The following is a 16,491-nucleotide window of genomic DNA, read 5'->3' as shown; positions in this document are numbered from 1 at the left end:
GCGATGGCGTCGTGTCAGACAGCTCCTATCCGTCAGACACACCGCCGTCGCGGGCAAGCGCGCTCCTACAAGTTGTGTCGCAAAATCCCACGTAGGGGGTATGGATCAGCTTTTGAGGAGATGCTCCAGAAACAACTCCGCCGCCATCGACAACCCTTCCCGGGACCTGACGCACAAGCTGAGTTCACGCCGCGCCCAATCATCGGTCAACGGCACAACCGTGGCGCTGTCCATTCGGTAAATCTCGACGCTGCCCCTGGGCATGATGCCGATCCCGACACCCGCCTGAACCATCAGGCACAAGGCGTCATAACTCGACACCTCCATGCGGATCTTCAACGAGCGGCCCATGTCATTGGCGGCTTTTATCAGCTGGAAATTCAGGTGCGTACCGCTTCGCAGCGTGACGTATTCATGATCCAGCGTCTCGGCAAAAGCGACCGATTCACGCCCCGCCAGCGGGTGATCGTTGGGCACCAGCAGCACCAGTTGATCGGTCCGGAACGGGAAGACTTCGATGTCGGCGCCATGGGGCAAGCGGGTGAAAATCCCGATGTCGGCGCGGTTCTCGGCCACGGCCTTGGTGATCGCCAGGCTCGGCTGCTCCTCAAGCCCTACGTTGATCAACGGGTACTGAGCCATGAAGGATTTGATCAGCGCCGGCATGAACTGGGTAATTGCCGAAATGTTGGCCAGCACCTGCACCGAACCACGACGCCCGTGGGAGTAGTCGCGCATCTGCACGACAATCTCGTTGAGGTTATTCAGCGCGCTGCGGGCCATGAACAACAGCGACAGGCCGGCATCGGTCGGCGTGATGCCCTTGTTGGTGCGATTGAGCAAGCGCGAGTCGAGCAACTCTTCCAACTCGCTGAGCCGCTTGCTCACCGCCGCCGCCGCGATGTGTTCGCGCTTGGCGGCGGCCGCGATGGTGCCTTCTTCGACGACACTGACGAAAAGGCGCAGCGAGACAGGATCGAGCTTCATGTGAGGTACCGGGCATGCAGGCCTGAGTGGCCGCCATAGTACCTCGTCAGTCACCGACTCAGAACGCCCCGGACAACAGATGACCGGTGTTCGGCACATGAGCCTTCAAACCCAGGGTCTTGAGCATCTGGTACACAGTAGCGACCGAGGCGGAAAGCACCGGCTTGTCCAGCCGATCCTGTACGACTTGAATCGCAGGCAGCGAGGGCATCTGCACGCAGCACGACAGCACCACGCCATCGGCTTGTCCGATATTCAACTTGTCGGCGTGGGCCACCAGGTTCATCGGGTCCAGACGACCGACTTCAAGGTTGTCGGAAACTTCCAGGCTGATCGAATCGACTACCTCGATCCCCGCCGCCTCGATGTAGTCGATGACCTGTTGCGTCAGCGGTTTCATGTACGGGGTAATGATCGACACCTTCTTGTAGTTCAGCATGTTCAGGCTGTCGATCAGCGCACCGGCCGAGCTCAACACCTGTGCGCTGGACTTGTTGCTGGCGACTGTCTTGCCCAGCCGCTCCTGCGAGACTTTGTGGTAACCGGCGCCTTGGCACATGATCGCCACCAGGCACGCATAAGCCATGACATCCACCCGCGCATCGCTCAGCTCCAGAGCGCAGCGGTCGCTGTCGATGTCCATTTTTTTCAGCTCTTCGGGGCTGACGTGCATCATGCGCATGCGCGAGGAATGGAAGGTGAAACGCTCTTCGGGAAACAGCGAATAGCGCGAGGTCAGCATCGCCGGAATCTCGGTTTCCATGGTGGTGTTAGAGCTGGGGACGATCTGGCCGATCCGGAAGTTTTTCATGGGCTCTCCTGCATTGCGCCACTGGCGCGGGTCATGTGCGACCGATGTTAGGAGTGCAGGAAGAAGGCGTACATCAGGCATTGGCGAGCCTGCCATCGCGTATGACGATGGCAGGCTGATCAGCATTCAGGCGTTGGACAGCGTCCCGCTCGGCACAGGTGCCGGCGAATCTTCGCGCTGCAACATCGAACGCGGAATCGACAGGATCAGCCCAGCGCTGATGAACAGGCAGGCGCCCAGCACGTAGGTCCCGTTGTTGATGTTGCCGGTCAGGTTTTCCGCGACGGCGGTAATCATCGAACCGGTGAAGCCTGACAGGTTGCCGATTGCGTTGATCATGCCAATCCCCGCAGCCGCGGCGACGCCGGACAATACCGTGCCCGGCAGGGTCCAGTAGATCGGCATCAGGCTCAGCACGCCGGAAGCCGAGACGCTGAGGAAGATGATCGACAGCACCACGTTGTTGGCGAAATAGGCGCTGAGGATCAGGCCGATGCCGCCGATGATTGCGGGAATCGCGGCGTGCAGGCGACGCTCGCCGGTTTTGTTGGAATGGCGCGCGTTGAGGGTCATGGCGATCACCGCGATGCCGTAGGGAATGGCGGTCAGCAGGCCGATGTCCAGCGGGTTGCTGATGCCCGCGCTCTTGATGATCGAAGGCATCCAGAACGCCAGGCCGTAGAAACCGGTGTTGAACGTCAGCAGAATCAGCACCAGCAGCCACACGCGACCATTGAAGAACACCTCGCGCAGGTTCGACGCCTTGCCTTTGTTGTCCTGCTGGAGGTTGGCCTTGAGCATGGCCTTTTCTTCAGGAGACAGCCATTTGGCCGAGTCGATGTTGTTGGCCATGAACGCCAGCACCACGATCGCCATGACCACCGACGGCAAGCCTTCGATGATCAGCAGCCACTGCCAGCCCGCCATGCCTTGCACACCCTGCATCTTGGTCATCAGCCAGCCGGAAATCACGCCGCCGAGTGTCAGACTGATCGGCATCGCCATCAGGAAACCGGACATCACACGGCTCTGCCGGCGCGTCGGGAACCAATAGTTGAGGTAAAGGATGACGCCCGGGAAGAATCCTGCCTCACAGATGCCGAGCAGGAAGCGCAGCACGTAGAACATGGTTTCCGACTCGATGTGGAAAAACTTCGCCAAGGGCACGGTGAAGGCGACGGCCATGGAGACAATGGCCCAACTGAACATGATCCGGGCAATCCAGAACCGCGCGCCGAAGCGATGCAGCAACAGGTTGCTCGGCACCTCGAAGATGAAATAGCCCCAGAAGAAAATGCTCGCGCCCAGTGCGTAGACCGTGTTGCTGAATTGCAGGTCATTGAGCATGTCCAGCTTGGCGAAGCCGATGTTGACCCGGTCCAGGTACGCCGCCATGTAGCACAGCAGCAGTACGGGAAGGATGCGCAGGATGACTTTACGGTAGGTACGATCTTCGAAGCCGGCTTGCCCGGTGCCCGACGATTCGGGCAGGCGATCAGATGCGGTTGCCATGGTGGGACCTCCAGGCACCTGATGGCGCCTGTATTGTTGTTATGGGGTCGAAACACCAGCGGATGTTACTGACAACGGATAGATGAAGAATAATGACATGTTCCCATTGATCGATAACGAACGGTTATCGAATCACTGTCGGGCATGTTGCGTGTTCGCCAGCAGAATATTGGCCAGTTCCGACGCTGCGCCGAGCAACGGCTCACCCTTTCGCGTAAGAATTCCGTACTCCTGCGGTGGCAGTTTCAGTGGCGTGTTGAGCACTTTCAACAAGCCTGCGTCCAGGTGAGCCTGGGCCATGGGCACCGGCAGCATGGCGATGGTCGGGCCCGATTGCAGCACCTGCAGGAAGGTCTGCATTGAGATGGTATCGATGGTGTTGCGCGGCAGGGGAATCCCGGCTTTGGCGAAGGCCTGTTCCATGCGCGCTCGGATCGGCGTGCCCACCGGATAGAGAATCCACGGCCAGTTGCCCAGCTCCTCAAGCGGGGTTTGCTCCAGTGCCGTCAGCGGATGGCGGCTGTTGACCACCATGCAGAAGGGCTCGGGCGCCAGCATCTGGAAGTCATACACCTGCTGCTGGTTTTCGTGGGTGTAGCGCGCGACGGCCAGGTCCAGCTTCTTGTCGTCGAGCATTTCCATGAGGTGATCGCTGGTCTGTTCGACAATCTCGATGGACAACAACGGCCAGCGCTTCTTGAGCTGCACCAGCGCGTCGGGCAACACCACGGCCGTGGCGGCGAAGATCGCGCCCACCTTGAGAAAGCCGTGCCCGCCCTCGCGCAGGCTGCTGATCTGATCGACGAACTTGTTGGCGTCGTTCAGGGCGATCTGCGCATAGCGCACCACATGCTCGCCCAGGGCCGTCGGCGGCATGTTGCGCGGCAGGCGCTCGAACAGGTCGAAGCCCAGCAGGCGCTCGATCTCGCGCAGCATCTTGCTGACCGCAGGCTGGCTCAGGTTCATGTGCAGGGCAGCGGCGTGCATGTTTCGGGTACGCGCCAGAGTGTCGATCAGTACCAGATGCTTGAACTTGAGCCAGTTACAGACCGTGGAGAAGGAAATATCGGACATGGCGGCAGCCTCCATCGTGATAACCCAGTGTTATCGATAATTGACCAGATGTCATTGGAGTTTATCGCCGCCGCTTATTAGGGTCGGTAGCAAAAGCACAAGAACATTCGAGGATTGCCATGCCCATTGAACTCACTCCCCAGAACACCCTGCCGGTGGACGGCCTGCGCGGCACATTGATCGGTCGCGCCTGGGTGCCCGGCAAGGTCGGCGGGCCTTCACCGGTGGTCCTGCGCAGCGACGGGGTGTTCGACCTGTCCGAGCGCTTCGCGACCCTGAGTGAACTGCTGGAATCCCCATCGCCGCTCAAGGCCGTGCGTGAAACCCAGGGCACGCTGATCGCCAGCGTTGAAGAGTTGCTGGCCAACTCCACCGCCGAGCCTGACCTTGGCCGCGCCTTTCTGCTGGCACCTGCGGACTTGCAAGTCATCAAGGCCGCAGGTGTGACCTTCGCCGCCAGCATGATCGAACGGGTGATCGAGGAGCAGGCCGCAGGTGATCCGGCCAAGGCTGAAAGCGTGCGAGCCATCGTGCACAGCGCCATCGGCGACAACCTGCGCAGTATCAAGCCGGGCTCCGAACAGGCGAGCAGGCTCAAGGCGCTGCTGATTGAGCAGAACATGTGGTCGCAATACCTGGAGGTCGGCATCGGGCCTGACGCGGAAATCTTCACCAAGGCGCCAGTGCTGGCGGCGGTCACCAGTGGCAGCCGGATCGGCATTCACCCCAAATCGCAATGGAACAACCCGGAGCCCGAAGTGGTGCTGGCGGTCAACAGCCGCGGGCAGATCCAGGGCGCGACCCTGGGCAACGACGTCAACCTCCGCGACTTCGAAGGTCGCAGCGCGCTGCTGCTGAGCAAGGCCAAGGACAACAACGCCTCGTGCGCCATCGGCCCGTTCATTCGACTGTTCGACGAGACGTTCTCGCTGGACGATGTGCGCAACTGCGTGGTCGACCTGCAAGTGAAAGGCAGTGACGGCTACGTGATGGAGGGTTCAAGCTCCATGTCGCAGATCAGCCGTGATCCCGAAGACCTGGTCGCCCAGACCCTCAACGAGAATCACCAATACCCCGATGGCTTCCTGCTGTACCTGGGCACCCTGTTCGCCCCGACCGAAGACCGCGATCACGTCGGCGCAGGCTTTACCCACAAGCTGGGAGACGCAGTCAGCATCAGCAGCCAGCACCTGGGCAGCCTGCACAACGAGGTCACCCACAGCAGCCGCGCGACCCCATGGACTTTCGGTGTGGGAGCGCTGTTTCACAACCTGGCGGCGCGAGGCTTGCTGCCGCGCTGATACCGCCCACAATGCGTCGCCCAGACGCGGTTCCGTAGCAGCACGGCTTGCCGGCGGGAGCGGTGTGTCAGGCGACATACCGATGACTGACACACCGCCCCGCCGGCAAGCCGTGCTGCTACAGGGATCAGCGTCTTCAGATACTCCAATTACAAGAGAAACCGAACCATGTCCGAGTCACCGAAACGTCCCCTGCGCAGCCAGCAATGGTTCGACGATCCCACCCACGCCGACATGACCGCGCTCTACGTCGAGCGCTACATGAACTACGGGCTGACCCGTGAAGAGCTGCAATCGGGCCGGCCCATCATCGGCATCGCCCAGACCGGCAGCGATCTGGCCCCGTGCAACCGTCATCATCTGGAACTGGCGCAGCGAGTGAAGGCCGGGATTCGTGACGCGGGCGGGATTCCCATGGAATTCCCCGTGCACCCGATGGCCGAGCAGACCCGCCGCCCCACCGCCGCACTGGACCGCAACCTCGCCTACCTGGGCCTGGTGGAAATTCTCCACGGCTATCCGCTGGACGGCGTGGTGCTGACCACCGGCTGCGACAAGACCACCCCGGCCTGCCTGATGGCCGCCGCCACCACCGACCTGCCGGCCATCGTGTTGTCTGGCGGGCCGATGCTCGACGGCCGCCACAAGGGCGAGCTGATCGGCTCCGGCACCGTGCTCTGGCACGCACGCAACCTGCTCTCGGCGGGAGAAATCAACTATGAAGGCTTCATGGAAATGACCACCGCCGCGTCGCCGTCGGTGGGGCATTGCAACACCATGGGCACGGCGCTTTCGATGAACGCTTTGGCCGAAGCCTTGGGGATGTCGCTGCCAGGTTGCGCGAGCATTCCGGCGGCGTACCGCGAGCGCGGCCAGATGGCCTACCTCACCGGCAAGCGCATCTGCGATCTGGTGCGCGAAGACGTGCGCCCTTCGCAGATCATGACCCGCGAAGCCTTCGAGAACGCGATTGCCGTGGCCTCGGCTTTGGGCGCATCGAGCAACTGCCCACCGCACCTGATCGCCATCGCCCGGCACATGGGCGTCGAGCTGAGCCTGGACGACTGGCAACGCATCGGCGAGGACGTCCCGCTGCTGGTCAACTGCATGCCTGCGGGCAAATACCTGGGCGAAGGTTTCCACCGCGCCGGCGGCGTTCCGGCGGTGATGCATGAGCTGCAAAAGGCCGGCAAGCTGCATGAAGACTGCCACTCGGTGTCGGGCAAGACCGTGGGCGAGATCGTGCGCAATGCCGTCGCCCACGACGCCGACGTGATTCGCCCTTACGAAGACCCGCTCAAACACCGCGCCGGTTTCATCGTGCTCAGCGGCAATTTCTTCGACAGCGCGATCATGAAGATGTCGGTGGTCGGCGAGGCGTTTCGCAAGACCTACTTGTCCGAGCCCGGCGCGGAAAACAGCTTCGAAGCGCGGGCGATCGTGTTCGAGGGGCCAGAGGACTACCACGCGCGCATCAACGACCCGTCGCTGGACATCGACGAGCGCTGCATCCTGGTGATCCGTGGCGCAGGCACCGTTGGCTATCCGGGCAGCGCGGAAGTCGTGAACATGGCGCCTCCGGCCGAACTCATCAAGCGCGGCATCGACTCCCTGCCCTGCCTGGGCGATGGGCGCCAGAGCGGCACGTCGGCCAGCCCGTCGATCCTCAACATGTCACCCGAGGCGGCAGTTGGCGGTGGCCTGGCGCTGTTGAAAACCAACGACCGGCTGCGGGTAGACCTCAACAACCGCAGCGTGAACGTGCTGGTCAGCGACGAGGAAATGGCCGAACGCCGGGCGCAGTTCGAACCGAAAATGCCGGCCTCGCAAACCCCGTGGCAAGAGCTGTACCGCCAGTTGGTGGGCCAGTTATCCACAGGCGGCTGCCTGGAGCCCGCGACGCTGCACCTGCGGGTGATCGCCCGAAGCGGCGAGCCACGGCATTCCCATTAACGTCGATTTCTCGCGCCGGATCGGAATTCCGGCAACACGCAAACCCTGTAGGAGCGCGCTTGCCCGCGACGGCGTCGGCACACATTGCATCAATACCGGCTGACCCACCGCAATCGCGGGCAAGCGCGCTCCTACAACGGTGTTCACAACAACTCGGGCAGCCCCTGCTCCAGTTCGGCAAAGCGGCTCTTGAGCATCGAATGCAACTGCTGCACCGCAGGCGAAAACTGCTTGCGGTGGGGATAAACCAGGTTCACCGGGGCAGGCTCGCCCGCGTAATCCGACAGCAGCAACTCCAACCTGCCCGCGAGTACGTCTTCACGTACATCCACCCAAGATTTGTAGGCAATTCCTTCGCCGGTCACTGCCCAGCGCCTGACCAGATCGGCGTCGTCGGTCATCAACGGCCCGGACACGGTGAACACCCGCCCACCCACCGGCCATTTGTCATAAACACGGCCGTTGAGGATGTATTGCAGGCAGTCATGGCGCAGCAGATCTTCCGACTCCATTGGCCGGCCCTTGCGCGCCAGGTAATCCGGCGAGGCCACCAGCACCCGGCGATTCCAGGGCGCCAGCGGCAGGGCGATGTAGTTGGCGTCTTCGATCACGCCGCTGCGGATGGCCACGTCCACCGGATCCCGAAACAGGTTGACCACCTGATCGGACACGAACAAACGCAGGTTGAGCGCGGGGTGCAGCCGGCGAAACTCGGTCATCCAGCCCAGCAGCACATTGCGCCCCAGGTCAGACGGCATCGCCACCTGCAACGTCCCCTGCAACTCGGCACTTTCGCGACGCAGTTTTTCCCGGCCTTCCTTCAGGGTGTCCAGCACGCTGCGGGCGGTGGGCAGGTATTGCTCGCCCTCGGCGGTCAGGCGCAGGCTGCGGGTCGAACGGGCGAACAGGCGGATATCCAGCTCGCGCTCAAGGCGCTTGATCGCTGCGGCCACCTGCCCGGGCAGCAGGTCCACCTCGCGGGCGGCGTTGGAAAAGCTGCCCAGCGCGGCGGTACGTACAAAAAGGGCAAGATCGTCGATGCGGATCATTTTCACTCCAAGGGTGAAAGTCTTGACGAATTTTGCCTGTTTTTCTTGTCAGTTGAGAAGAACACAATGGCTCCATCTTCTGAACATCCATCGCAGCCTTCAACGAGAGAACGCCATGAAAGCCATCGCCTTTACCCAGCACGGCCTGCCCATCGAAGACCCACAGGCTCTGATCGACATGGACCTGCCCAAACCCGCCCCGGGTCCGCGCGACCTGCTGGTGGAAGTACGGGCCATTTCGGTGAACCCGGTGGACACCAAGATTCGCGCAGGCTCGGCCGCCACCGAACCGAAAGTGGTGGGCTGGGACGCGGTCGGCGTGGTGCGCGAGACCGGCAGCGACGTCACCCTGTTCAAGGCCGGTGACGAGGTGTTCTACGCCGGCTCCATCGCCCGCCCCGGCAACTACAGCGAGTTCCATCTGGTGGACGAGCGTATCGTCGGCCACAAACCAGAATCCATCGACAACGCCCACGCGGCGGCGCTGCCCCTGACCTCGATCACCGCATGGGAATTGCTCTTCGATCGCCTGGGCGTGAAGGAAGGTGCGGGCGAAGGTGACAGCCTGTTGATCATCGGTGCAGGCGGCGGCGTGGGTTCGATCCTCGTACAGCTGGCCCGTCAATTGACCAAGCTGACTGTGATCGGCACTGCCTCGCGCCCTGAAACCGCGGAATGGGTCAAAGGCCTCGGCGCGCACCACGTCATCGACCACAGCCAGCCGCTGGTGGCGCAACTGGAAAAGATCGGCGTCGGCCAGGTCAGCCATGTCGCCAGCCTCACCCACACCGACAGCTACTTTGCGCAACTGATCGACGCCCTGCGCCCGCAGGGCAAGCTGGCGCTAATCGACGATCCGAAAACCCTCGACGTGGTGCCGATGAAACGCAAGGCGCTGTCGCTGCACTGGGAGCTGATGTTCACCCGCTCGCTGTACGAAACCCCAGACATGATCGCCCAGCACGAACTTCTCAACCGCGTCTCGGCGCTGATCGATCAGGGCGTGCTGAAAACCACCCTCGGCGAGCACTTCGGCACCATCAACGCACAAAACCTGCGCCGTGCCCACGCCGTGATCGAGAGCGGCAAGGCGCGCGGCAAGATCGTGCTCGAAGGCTTCTGATCCGCCTGTTCAACTGACCTGCTGCATGTGAAGATCGGCGCCGTTTTCGGTGCCGGCTCACGGCTGCGCCCAATTGTTTTCTTGTTACTTTTTACCCAGGAGATTCCCCGTGCAACTCACCGCACTCGCCAAATCCCGCTACACCACCAAAGCCTACGACAACAGCCGCAAGATCCCGCAGGAAAGCATCGACACCCTGCTCGACCAGTTGCGCCACAGCCCTTCGTCGGTGAACTCGCAGCCGTGGCACTTCATCGTCGCCTCGGACGAACAAGGCAAGGCGCGCGTGGCCAAAGGCGCGGAAGGTGGTTTTGCCTACAACGAAAGCAAGATCCTCAATGCCTCCCATGTGATCGTGCTGTGCACTCGCACCGAAATGACCGAGGCACACCTGCAAACCGTGCTGGCCCAGGAAGAGCAGGACGGCCGCTTCCCCAACGCCGACGCCAAGGCCGGGCAGGACAACAGCCGCCGCGGCTACGTGAACATGCACAAGCACGACACCAAGGACGTGCAGCACTGGATGGAAAAGCAGACCTACCTGGCGCTGGGCACGCTGCTGCTGGGCGCCGCTTCGCTTGGCCTGGATGCAACGCCGATGGAAGGCTTCGACTTCAAGAAACTGGACGCGGAACTGGGCCTGCGCGAGCAAGGCTTCACCAGCCTGGTGATCGTCGCGCTGGGCTACCGCAGCGAGACAGACTTCAACGCCAAGCTGCCCAAGTCGCGTTTGCCCGCCGAAACAGTATTCACACATCTGTGATTGGCCCGTAGCAGCACGGCTTGCCGGCGGGGGCGCCCTCAAAATCGCCCCCGCCGGCAAGCCGTGCTGCTACAGATTGTCTCCTCCCCATCCTGTAGGAGCGCGCTTGCCCGCGACGGCGTCGGCACACATTGCATCAATGCCGGCTGACCCACCGCAATCGCGGGCAAGCGCGCTCCTACAGCGATCGTGCTTGCCTTGGGCATTGTGCTGGCACCCCGAACAACTGATAATCGCTCTCATTACCTGTTGCGATTATTTTCGTTATGCCGTCCGCCGATCTCCTCGCTTCGCCCGCCCCCGGCAACGCCGCCCTGCGCCAGCACATCCTCCAGCAGTTGTTCGGCGATCATCATGGCTGGTTGCTGGATCGTCTGCGGGCGCGGCTGGGGTGTCGTCATGATGCCGCCGACATGGCCGCCGAAACCTTCGTGCAAGTGGTGGCGATGCCCGCGCCGCAGTCGATTCGCGAACCCCGTGCGCTGCTGACCACCATCGCCAAACGCCTGATGTACGACACATGGCGCCGACGTGACCTGGAGCGCGCCTACCTCGATGCCCTCGCCGCGCAACCCGAAGCCGTCGAGCCCTCCCCCGAAGAACGCGCGCTGACCATGGAAAGCCTGATGGCCATCGACGCCCTGCTCGACGGTCTGTCGCCCCGGGCCCGAACGGCGTTTCTGTGCAGCCAGCTCGACGGCATGAAATACGCCGACATCGCGCAGATGATCGGCGTATCGACCATCCGCGTGCGCCAGTACGTCGCCAAGGGCCTGCGCTTGTGCTGCAGCGAGCTGTTCGACGAATGAACCCGCCCCGCTCCGCCCTCGAACAAGCCATCGAATGGACCGCCTGCCTGCGGGACGAATCCGCCCTGCCCGACGAGCGCCGCGCCTTCGAGCGCTGGTTGCATGCCGACCCGGCCAACGCGCAAGCCTGGCAAAAGGTTCAGGGCCATGTGCAGCGTACGCTGTCCCCTGTGGATAACCTCGCCCGCCGCACACTTCAAGCGCCACGCCCCAGCCGCCGTCATCTGCTGCGTGGTGCACTGGCCATTGCGGGTATTGGTTTGGGCGGTCGTCTGCTCAGCCAACCGGGCATGCCGCTGGCGGAATTCGGCGCGGATCTGCGCACCGGCACCGGCGAGCGCCTGAGCCGCACGTTGGTCGATGGCAGCCGTATCGTCCTCGATGCGCAGAGCGCAGTGGACGTCGACTTCAATCCAGGCCAGCGCCAACTGCGCCTGCGTGCAGGCAAGATCATCGTCGACGCAACCCAGGAAAATCGCCCGTTTCAGGTGCTCACCGAATTCAGCTGCGTACAGGCCAGCGGCGCGCGGTTCATGGTGGCCTGTGGTGAAACCTCAAGCCGCGTCTGGGTGAATCAATCCAGCGTGACGGTCATCAGCCGCAGCGGCGCGACGACACAACTGCAGGCCGGACATGGCGCGCAATTCAATGACCGCATCGAACTGCTCAGCGCCAACCGCAGCGGTGAAGCCAGTTGGCAGGATGGCTGGCTGAACGTGGTCGACTGGTCTCTGGGTGAGGTGCTCGACGCGTTTCGCCCGTATCGCACGGGCCTGCTTCGGGTCAGCCCGCAGGCGGCGCGCTTGCGGGTGTCCGGCGGGTTTTCGCTGGACCACAGCAATCGAGCCCTCAGTGCGCTGGAGCAGACCATTCCGCTGCGCATCAACCGGTTTGGCGACTGGTGGGTCAGCGTCGAGTTGGCGTGATCTTGAAGTCATCGCAACTGCCAAGTTATGCACAACCCTGTAGGAGTGAGCTTGCTCGCGATAGCGGAGTGTCAGACATCTACAAAGCATCCGAACGGACGCCATCGCGAGCAAGCTCACTCCTACAGGAAATACGCACATCCCTCGAGTTTTTTCATATTGCCTATATCGCTTTTTCGGTCTCGTTGGACATACCCCATGAACCGCTCATTCATGCGACTGCCAATGGAGCCCGAGTCATGTCCCGCCGTACCCGTAACGCCTTTCGTCTGAACCCGCTGCGCGCCGCCCTGCTGCTGGGCCCGCTGGCCTTGAGCAGCCAGATGCTGCTAGCCGCAAGCTTCGATCTGCCGGCCGCCAGCCTGAGTTCGACCCTGGGACGCATCGCCCAACAAAGCGGTCGCGAGATCGTCTACGACCCGTCACTGGTGGCCGGCCATCAAGCGCCCGCCGTACACGGGGACATGAGCACCGAACAGGCGATCAGCCAGGCACTGTCCGGCTCCGGGCTGGGTCTTGAAACCACCAGCGGCGGCACTCTGACGCTCAAGCGCCTGCCAGCGGGCGCGGTCAACCTCGGCGCCACCACCATCGACGGCATCTCGAACAGCGACAGCGAAAACGGCGACCACAGCTACGTCGTCACACGCAGCGTGGGCGCGACCAAGACCGACACCCCGCTGGGCGAAGTCCCACAATCTATTTCGGTGGTCAGCCGCAAGCAGATGAACGATCAGGCCGTGCAGGACGTCAGCCAGGCCGTGCGCTACACGCCAGGCATCTACGGCGAATACACCGGCGCCAACAACTCCCGCGAGCAGTTTCGCGTGCGCGGTTTCTCGCCCTATGTGTTTCAGGACGGCCTGATGCTGCCCTACGGCGAAAGCGGCCAGGGCGGGATGTCCGAGCCCTACGGCCTGCAAAGCATCGAAGTGCTCCGCGGTCCCAGCTCCATGCTCTACGGCCAGAGCCGTCCGGGCGGGCTGATCAACCTGACCAGCAAACTGCCGACCGCAACGCCCCTGCATGAAGTGCAGATCCAGGGCGGCAGCCACGACATGAAACAAGGCGCCTTCGATTTCGGCGGCCCGCTGGACGATCAGGGCGTGTGGAGCTATCGCCTGACAGGCTTGGTGAAGGACAGCGGCACCCAGGTCGATCACGTCGACAACAACCGCAACTTCATCGCCCCGGCCCTGACCTGGCGCCCCAACGACGACACCTCGCTGACGCTGCTCGCGCAATACCAGCGCGACTGGGGCGGCACCACCGAGCAGTACTACCCGCAGAAAGGCTCGCTGAACGGCTCGCCGTGGGGCCACATCGGCAGCGACACCCTGCTGGGTGATCCGGACTACGACCAGATGCGCCGCGAAAGCTTCCAGCTCGGCTACCTGTTCGAGCATCACTTCAACGACACCTGGACCGTTCGTCAGAACCTGCGCTGGAGCAAGGTCAACGTGCAGAACCGCTCGGCGTTCAACAACGGTTATGTGAGTGCCACCAGCCCGGTGCTGGCGCGGCTGGCGTCGGACATCAAGCGCAACATCCAGATTTTCAACGTCGACAACCAGGCCCAGGCCAACTTCACCACCGGCGCCCTGGACCATACCCTGCTGATGGGCGTGGATTTCCGCCGCAGCGCTCTGGACAACGACGTGGTCAACGGCAGCTTCACCTCGATCAACCCGTATAACCCGACCTACGGCGGCAGCGTCAGCAACCAGTACGTCGGTCGCGACATGTATCAGGTGCAGAAACAGACCGGCGTCTATTTCCAGGACCAGATCAAGCTCGACCACTGGATCCTGACCTTGGGCGGGCGTTACGACTGGGCCAAGGCCGACAGCGCGTTCCGCCCGGACCGCGCCAATCCGACCAACCGCGACATCAAGCAGGATGACGAGAAAGGCACTTGGCGCGCAGGGCTGGGTTATCTGTTCGACAACGGCGTGATGCCGTACTTCAGCTATTCCCAGTCGTTCGATCCGACGCTCAACACCAGCGTCAGCTCGACCACGCCGATCTTCAAGCCCACCGAGGGCGAGCAGTATGAAGCAGGCGTGAAGTACCAGCCGCCGGGCCAGGAAAGCTACATCACGGCCTCGGTGTACAAGCTGACCCAGCAGAACCTGACCACGGTTGACCCGGCTGACACGCGCAACACTGTGCAGATCGGCGAGGCCGAGACGCGAGGCTTCGAACTGGAAGGCAAGGCCGCGCTGACGCCGAATCTGGATGTGCTGGCCTCGTACACCTACACCGACAGCGAAGTGACCAAGTCCGGCTACATCACCTCGGCGTACACCGATAAAGGTAATGAACTGCCGTTTACGCCGCGTCATCAGGCCTCGACCTGGCTGGACTACACCTTCCGCGAAGGCCCTCTGGATGGCTTCGGCGTGGGAATGGGTGCGCGTTACACAGGGGCGGTCTGGGGCAGCAGCGGCAGCTCGCCGAGCGCTTCGCTCAACCGCATCAAGACCGGCAACGTGACCGTGGCTGACGCAGCGATCCATTACGACCTGGGCAAGCTCGCCCATGACCTGCAAGGCACTCGCGTCTCGGTCAACGCCGCGAACCTGTTCGACAAGGACTACGTGACCGCCTGCACCAACCCGACCGCCTGCTACTACGGCCCGCGCCGCAACGTCATCGCCACCGTGACCTACGACTGGTAATCCCAATTCCGGGATCAACGCAAAACCTGTAGGAGCGCGCTTGCCCGCGACAGCGTCGGCACACATTGCATCAATAGCGGCTGACCCACCGCTATCGCGGGCAAGCGCGCTCCTACAGGGCGTGGCGGTTCGGCGCAGGCCTGCGCTACACCTCCCATCCGGCACCTCTCATTTGCCCCAGGCCCCACGCTCTGCTAGTGTCGCGCCGGTTTAACGTCTACCGGGATAGCCGCCATGGCCCGCAAGAAAGCTGCACTGGATTTCGAACAGTCCCTCACGGATTTGCAAACGCTGGTCGAGCGTCTGGAGAACGGCGAGCTGTCGCTGGAAGACTCGTTGACCGCCTTCGAACAAGGCATCCGCCTGACCCGCGAGTGTCAGAGCGCCCTAGCCCAGGCCGAGCAGAAGGTTCAGGTCCTGCTCGAGCGCGATGGCGAACTGGCCGAGGAACCCTTCGACGCGGAACAGCCAGAATGATTGCCGAGTACCAGGCCCTCAGTCAGGCCCGCGTCAATGCGGCGCTGGACACCCTGTTCACCGCTCCTGCTCCTGAATTGACCAGGCTTTACGAAGCCATGCGCTACAGCGTCACCAATGGCGGCAAGCGCGTGCGCCCGCTGCTGGTCTACGCGGCCTGCGAAGCCCTGGGTGGCAACGCCGAACAGGCCAACGGCGCAGCCTGTGCAGTCGAGTTGATCCACGCCTATTCGCTGGTTCACGACGATCTGCCGGCCATGGACGACGACGACCTGCGTCGCGGCCTGCCGACCACCCACAAGGCGTTCGACGAAGCCTGCGCGATTCTCGCCGGTGACGGCCTGCAAACCCTGGCATTCAGCGTGCTGAGCGACGCCAGGCTGACCCCGCAGGACGCCGAGACCCGCCTGAAGATGGTCGCCACCCTCGCCCACGCCGCAGGCCCTGCCGGGATGGTCGGTGGTCAGGCGATCGACCTGGGTTCGGTAGGCCTCAAGCTCGACCAGAAAGCCCTGGAGTTCATGCACCGGCACAAGACCGGCGCGCTGATCGAGGCCAGCGTCAGGCTCGGCGCCCTGGCCAGCGGTAACGCCAGCCAGGTCCAGCTCGATTCGTTGCAGATCTACGCCCGGGCCATCGGCCTGGCGTTCCAGGTGCAGGACGACATCCTCGACGTCGAGAGCGATACCGCGACCCTGGGCAAGCGCCAGGGCGCCGACATTGCCCGCGACAAGCCGACCTACCCGGCCCTCCTGGGTCTGGAAGAAGCCAGGCATTACGCATTCGAACTGCGCGATCAGGCTCTGGCCGCCCTGCGACCGTTCGACGCGGCCGCCGAGCCCCTGCGCGCCCTGGCCCGTTATATCGTCGAACGCCGCAACTGAGCTGCGCCCCCGGACTCTATCTGTAGGAGCGGGGGGGGGGGGGGGGGGGGGGGGGGGGGGGGGGGGGGGGGGGGGGGGGGGGGGGGGGCGCCCGGGCGGGGGGGGGGGGGGGCCGGCGGGGGTGTGACCAGCGAGGAACGA

The 16,491-nt window shown here is 63.0% G+C and carries 14 protein-coding genes; 9 read left to right on the top strand and 5 right to left on the bottom strand.

From position 1 onward, the window contains the following. Positions 1-105 precede the first annotated feature (105 nt). The 4 genes from ACIPOO_RS19140 to ACIPOO_RS19125 form a co-directional block, all read right to left on the bottom strand. Positions 106-987, bottom strand: coding sequence for a LysR family transcriptional regulator (locus ACIPOO_RS19140; protein WP_400609029.1), 882 nt, complete (start codon positions 985-987; stop codon positions 106-108). 58 nt (positions 988-1,045) lie between these two features. Beyond that, entirely contained in the window at positions 1,046-1,798 is a 753-nt protein-coding gene (locus ACIPOO_RS19135) for an Asp/Glu racemase (protein WP_400609027.1), read from the bottom strand. Positions 1,799-1,924: 126 nt separating this feature from the next. Further along, entirely contained in the window at positions 1,925-3,310 is a 1,386-nt protein-coding gene (locus ACIPOO_RS19130) for an MFS transporter (protein ID WP_400609025.1), read from the bottom strand. A 132-nt stretch (positions 3,311-3,442) separates the two neighbouring features. Next, positions 3,443-4,384 (bottom strand): LysR family transcriptional regulator, encoded by a 942-nt coding sequence (locus ACIPOO_RS19125; protein ID WP_400609023.1) that lies wholly within the window; start codon positions 4,382-4,384, stop codon positions 3,443-3,445. Positions 4,385-4,503: 119 nt separating this feature from the next. Here ACIPOO_RS19125 and ACIPOO_RS19120 point away from each other — a divergent pair, with 119 nt between their 5' ends. Further along, on the top strand, positions 4,504-5,685 hold the full coding sequence (locus ACIPOO_RS19120) for a fumarylacetoacetate hydrolase family protein (protein ID WP_400609021.1): 1,182 nt from the start codon (positions 4,504-4,506) through the stop codon (positions 5,683-5,685). A gap of 168 nt (positions 5,686-5,853) precedes the next feature. Then, entirely contained in the window at positions 5,854-7,638 is a 1,785-nt protein-coding gene (locus ACIPOO_RS19115) for an IlvD/Edd family dehydratase (RefSeq protein ID WP_400609019.1), read from the top strand. A gap of 143 nt (positions 7,639-7,781) precedes the next feature. Here ACIPOO_RS19115 and ACIPOO_RS19110 read toward each other — a convergent pair whose 3' ends face one another. Further along, entirely contained in the window at positions 7,782-8,687 is a 906-nt protein-coding gene (locus tag ACIPOO_RS19110; RefSeq protein ID WP_400609017.1) for a LysR substrate-binding domain-containing protein, read from the bottom strand. Positions 8,688-8,802: 115 nt separating this feature from the next. Between ACIPOO_RS19110 and ACIPOO_RS19105 the strand changes: the two genes are divergently transcribed. The 7 genes from ACIPOO_RS19105 (at position 8,803) to ispA (ending at position 16,350) form a co-directional block, all read left to right on the top strand. Then, positions 8,803-9,810, top strand: a complete 1,008-nt coding sequence (locus tag ACIPOO_RS19105) for a zinc-binding alcohol dehydrogenase family protein (RefSeq protein WP_400609015.1) — start codon at positions 8,803-8,805, stop codon at positions 9,808-9,810. Positions 9,811-9,919: 109 nt separating this feature from the next. Continuing rightward, positions 9,920-10,573 carry an oxygen-insensitive NAD(P)H nitroreductase gene (nfsB, locus tag ACIPOO_RS19100; protein ID WP_400609013.1) on the top strand — a complete coding sequence of 218 codons (654 nt, stop codon included), beginning with the start codon at positions 9,920-9,922 and terminating at the stop codon, positions 10,571-10,573. A gap of 266 nt (positions 10,574-10,839) precedes the next feature. Further along, a complete protein-coding gene (locus tag ACIPOO_RS19095) occupies positions 10,840-11,382 on the top strand; it encodes a sigma-70 family RNA polymerase sigma factor (RefSeq protein ID WP_400609011.1) in 543 nt (180 codons plus the stop codon). Further along, a complete protein-coding gene (locus ACIPOO_RS19090) occupies positions 11,379-12,308 on the top strand; it encodes a FecR domain-containing protein (protein WP_400609009.1) in 930 nt (309 codons plus the stop codon). Before ACIPOO_RS19095 ends, ACIPOO_RS19090 begins: the two co-directional genes overlap by 4 nt. A 239-nt stretch (positions 12,309-12,547) precedes the next feature. Continuing rightward, positions 12,548-14,989, top strand: a complete 2,442-nt coding sequence (locus ACIPOO_RS19085; RefSeq protein ID WP_400609007.1) for a TonB-dependent siderophore receptor — start codon at positions 12,548-12,550, stop codon at positions 14,987-14,989. A gap of 234 nt (positions 14,990-15,223) precedes the next feature. Further along, positions 15,224-15,466, top strand: a complete 243-nt coding sequence (locus tag ACIPOO_RS19080; protein ID WP_062384761.1) for an exodeoxyribonuclease VII small subunit — start codon at positions 15,224-15,226, stop codon at positions 15,464-15,466. Continuing rightward, a complete protein-coding gene (gene ispA, locus ACIPOO_RS19075; protein ID WP_274136007.1) occupies positions 15,463-16,350 on the top strand; it encodes a (2E,6E)-farnesyl diphosphate synthase in 888 nt (295 codons plus the stop codon). Before ACIPOO_RS19080 ends, ispA begins: the two co-directional genes overlap by 4 nt. The last annotated feature ends 141 nt before the right edge of the window (positions 16,351-16,491 follow it).

This window comes from Pseudomonas sp. NPDC090201 (genome assembly GCF_044746825.1).
GTDB classification, from domain to species: Bacteria; Pseudomonadota; Gammaproteobacteria; order Pseudomonadales; family Pseudomonadaceae; genus Aquipseudomonas; species Aquipseudomonas putida_AD.
This window is presented reverse-complemented; position numbering and strand designations above follow the sequence as displayed.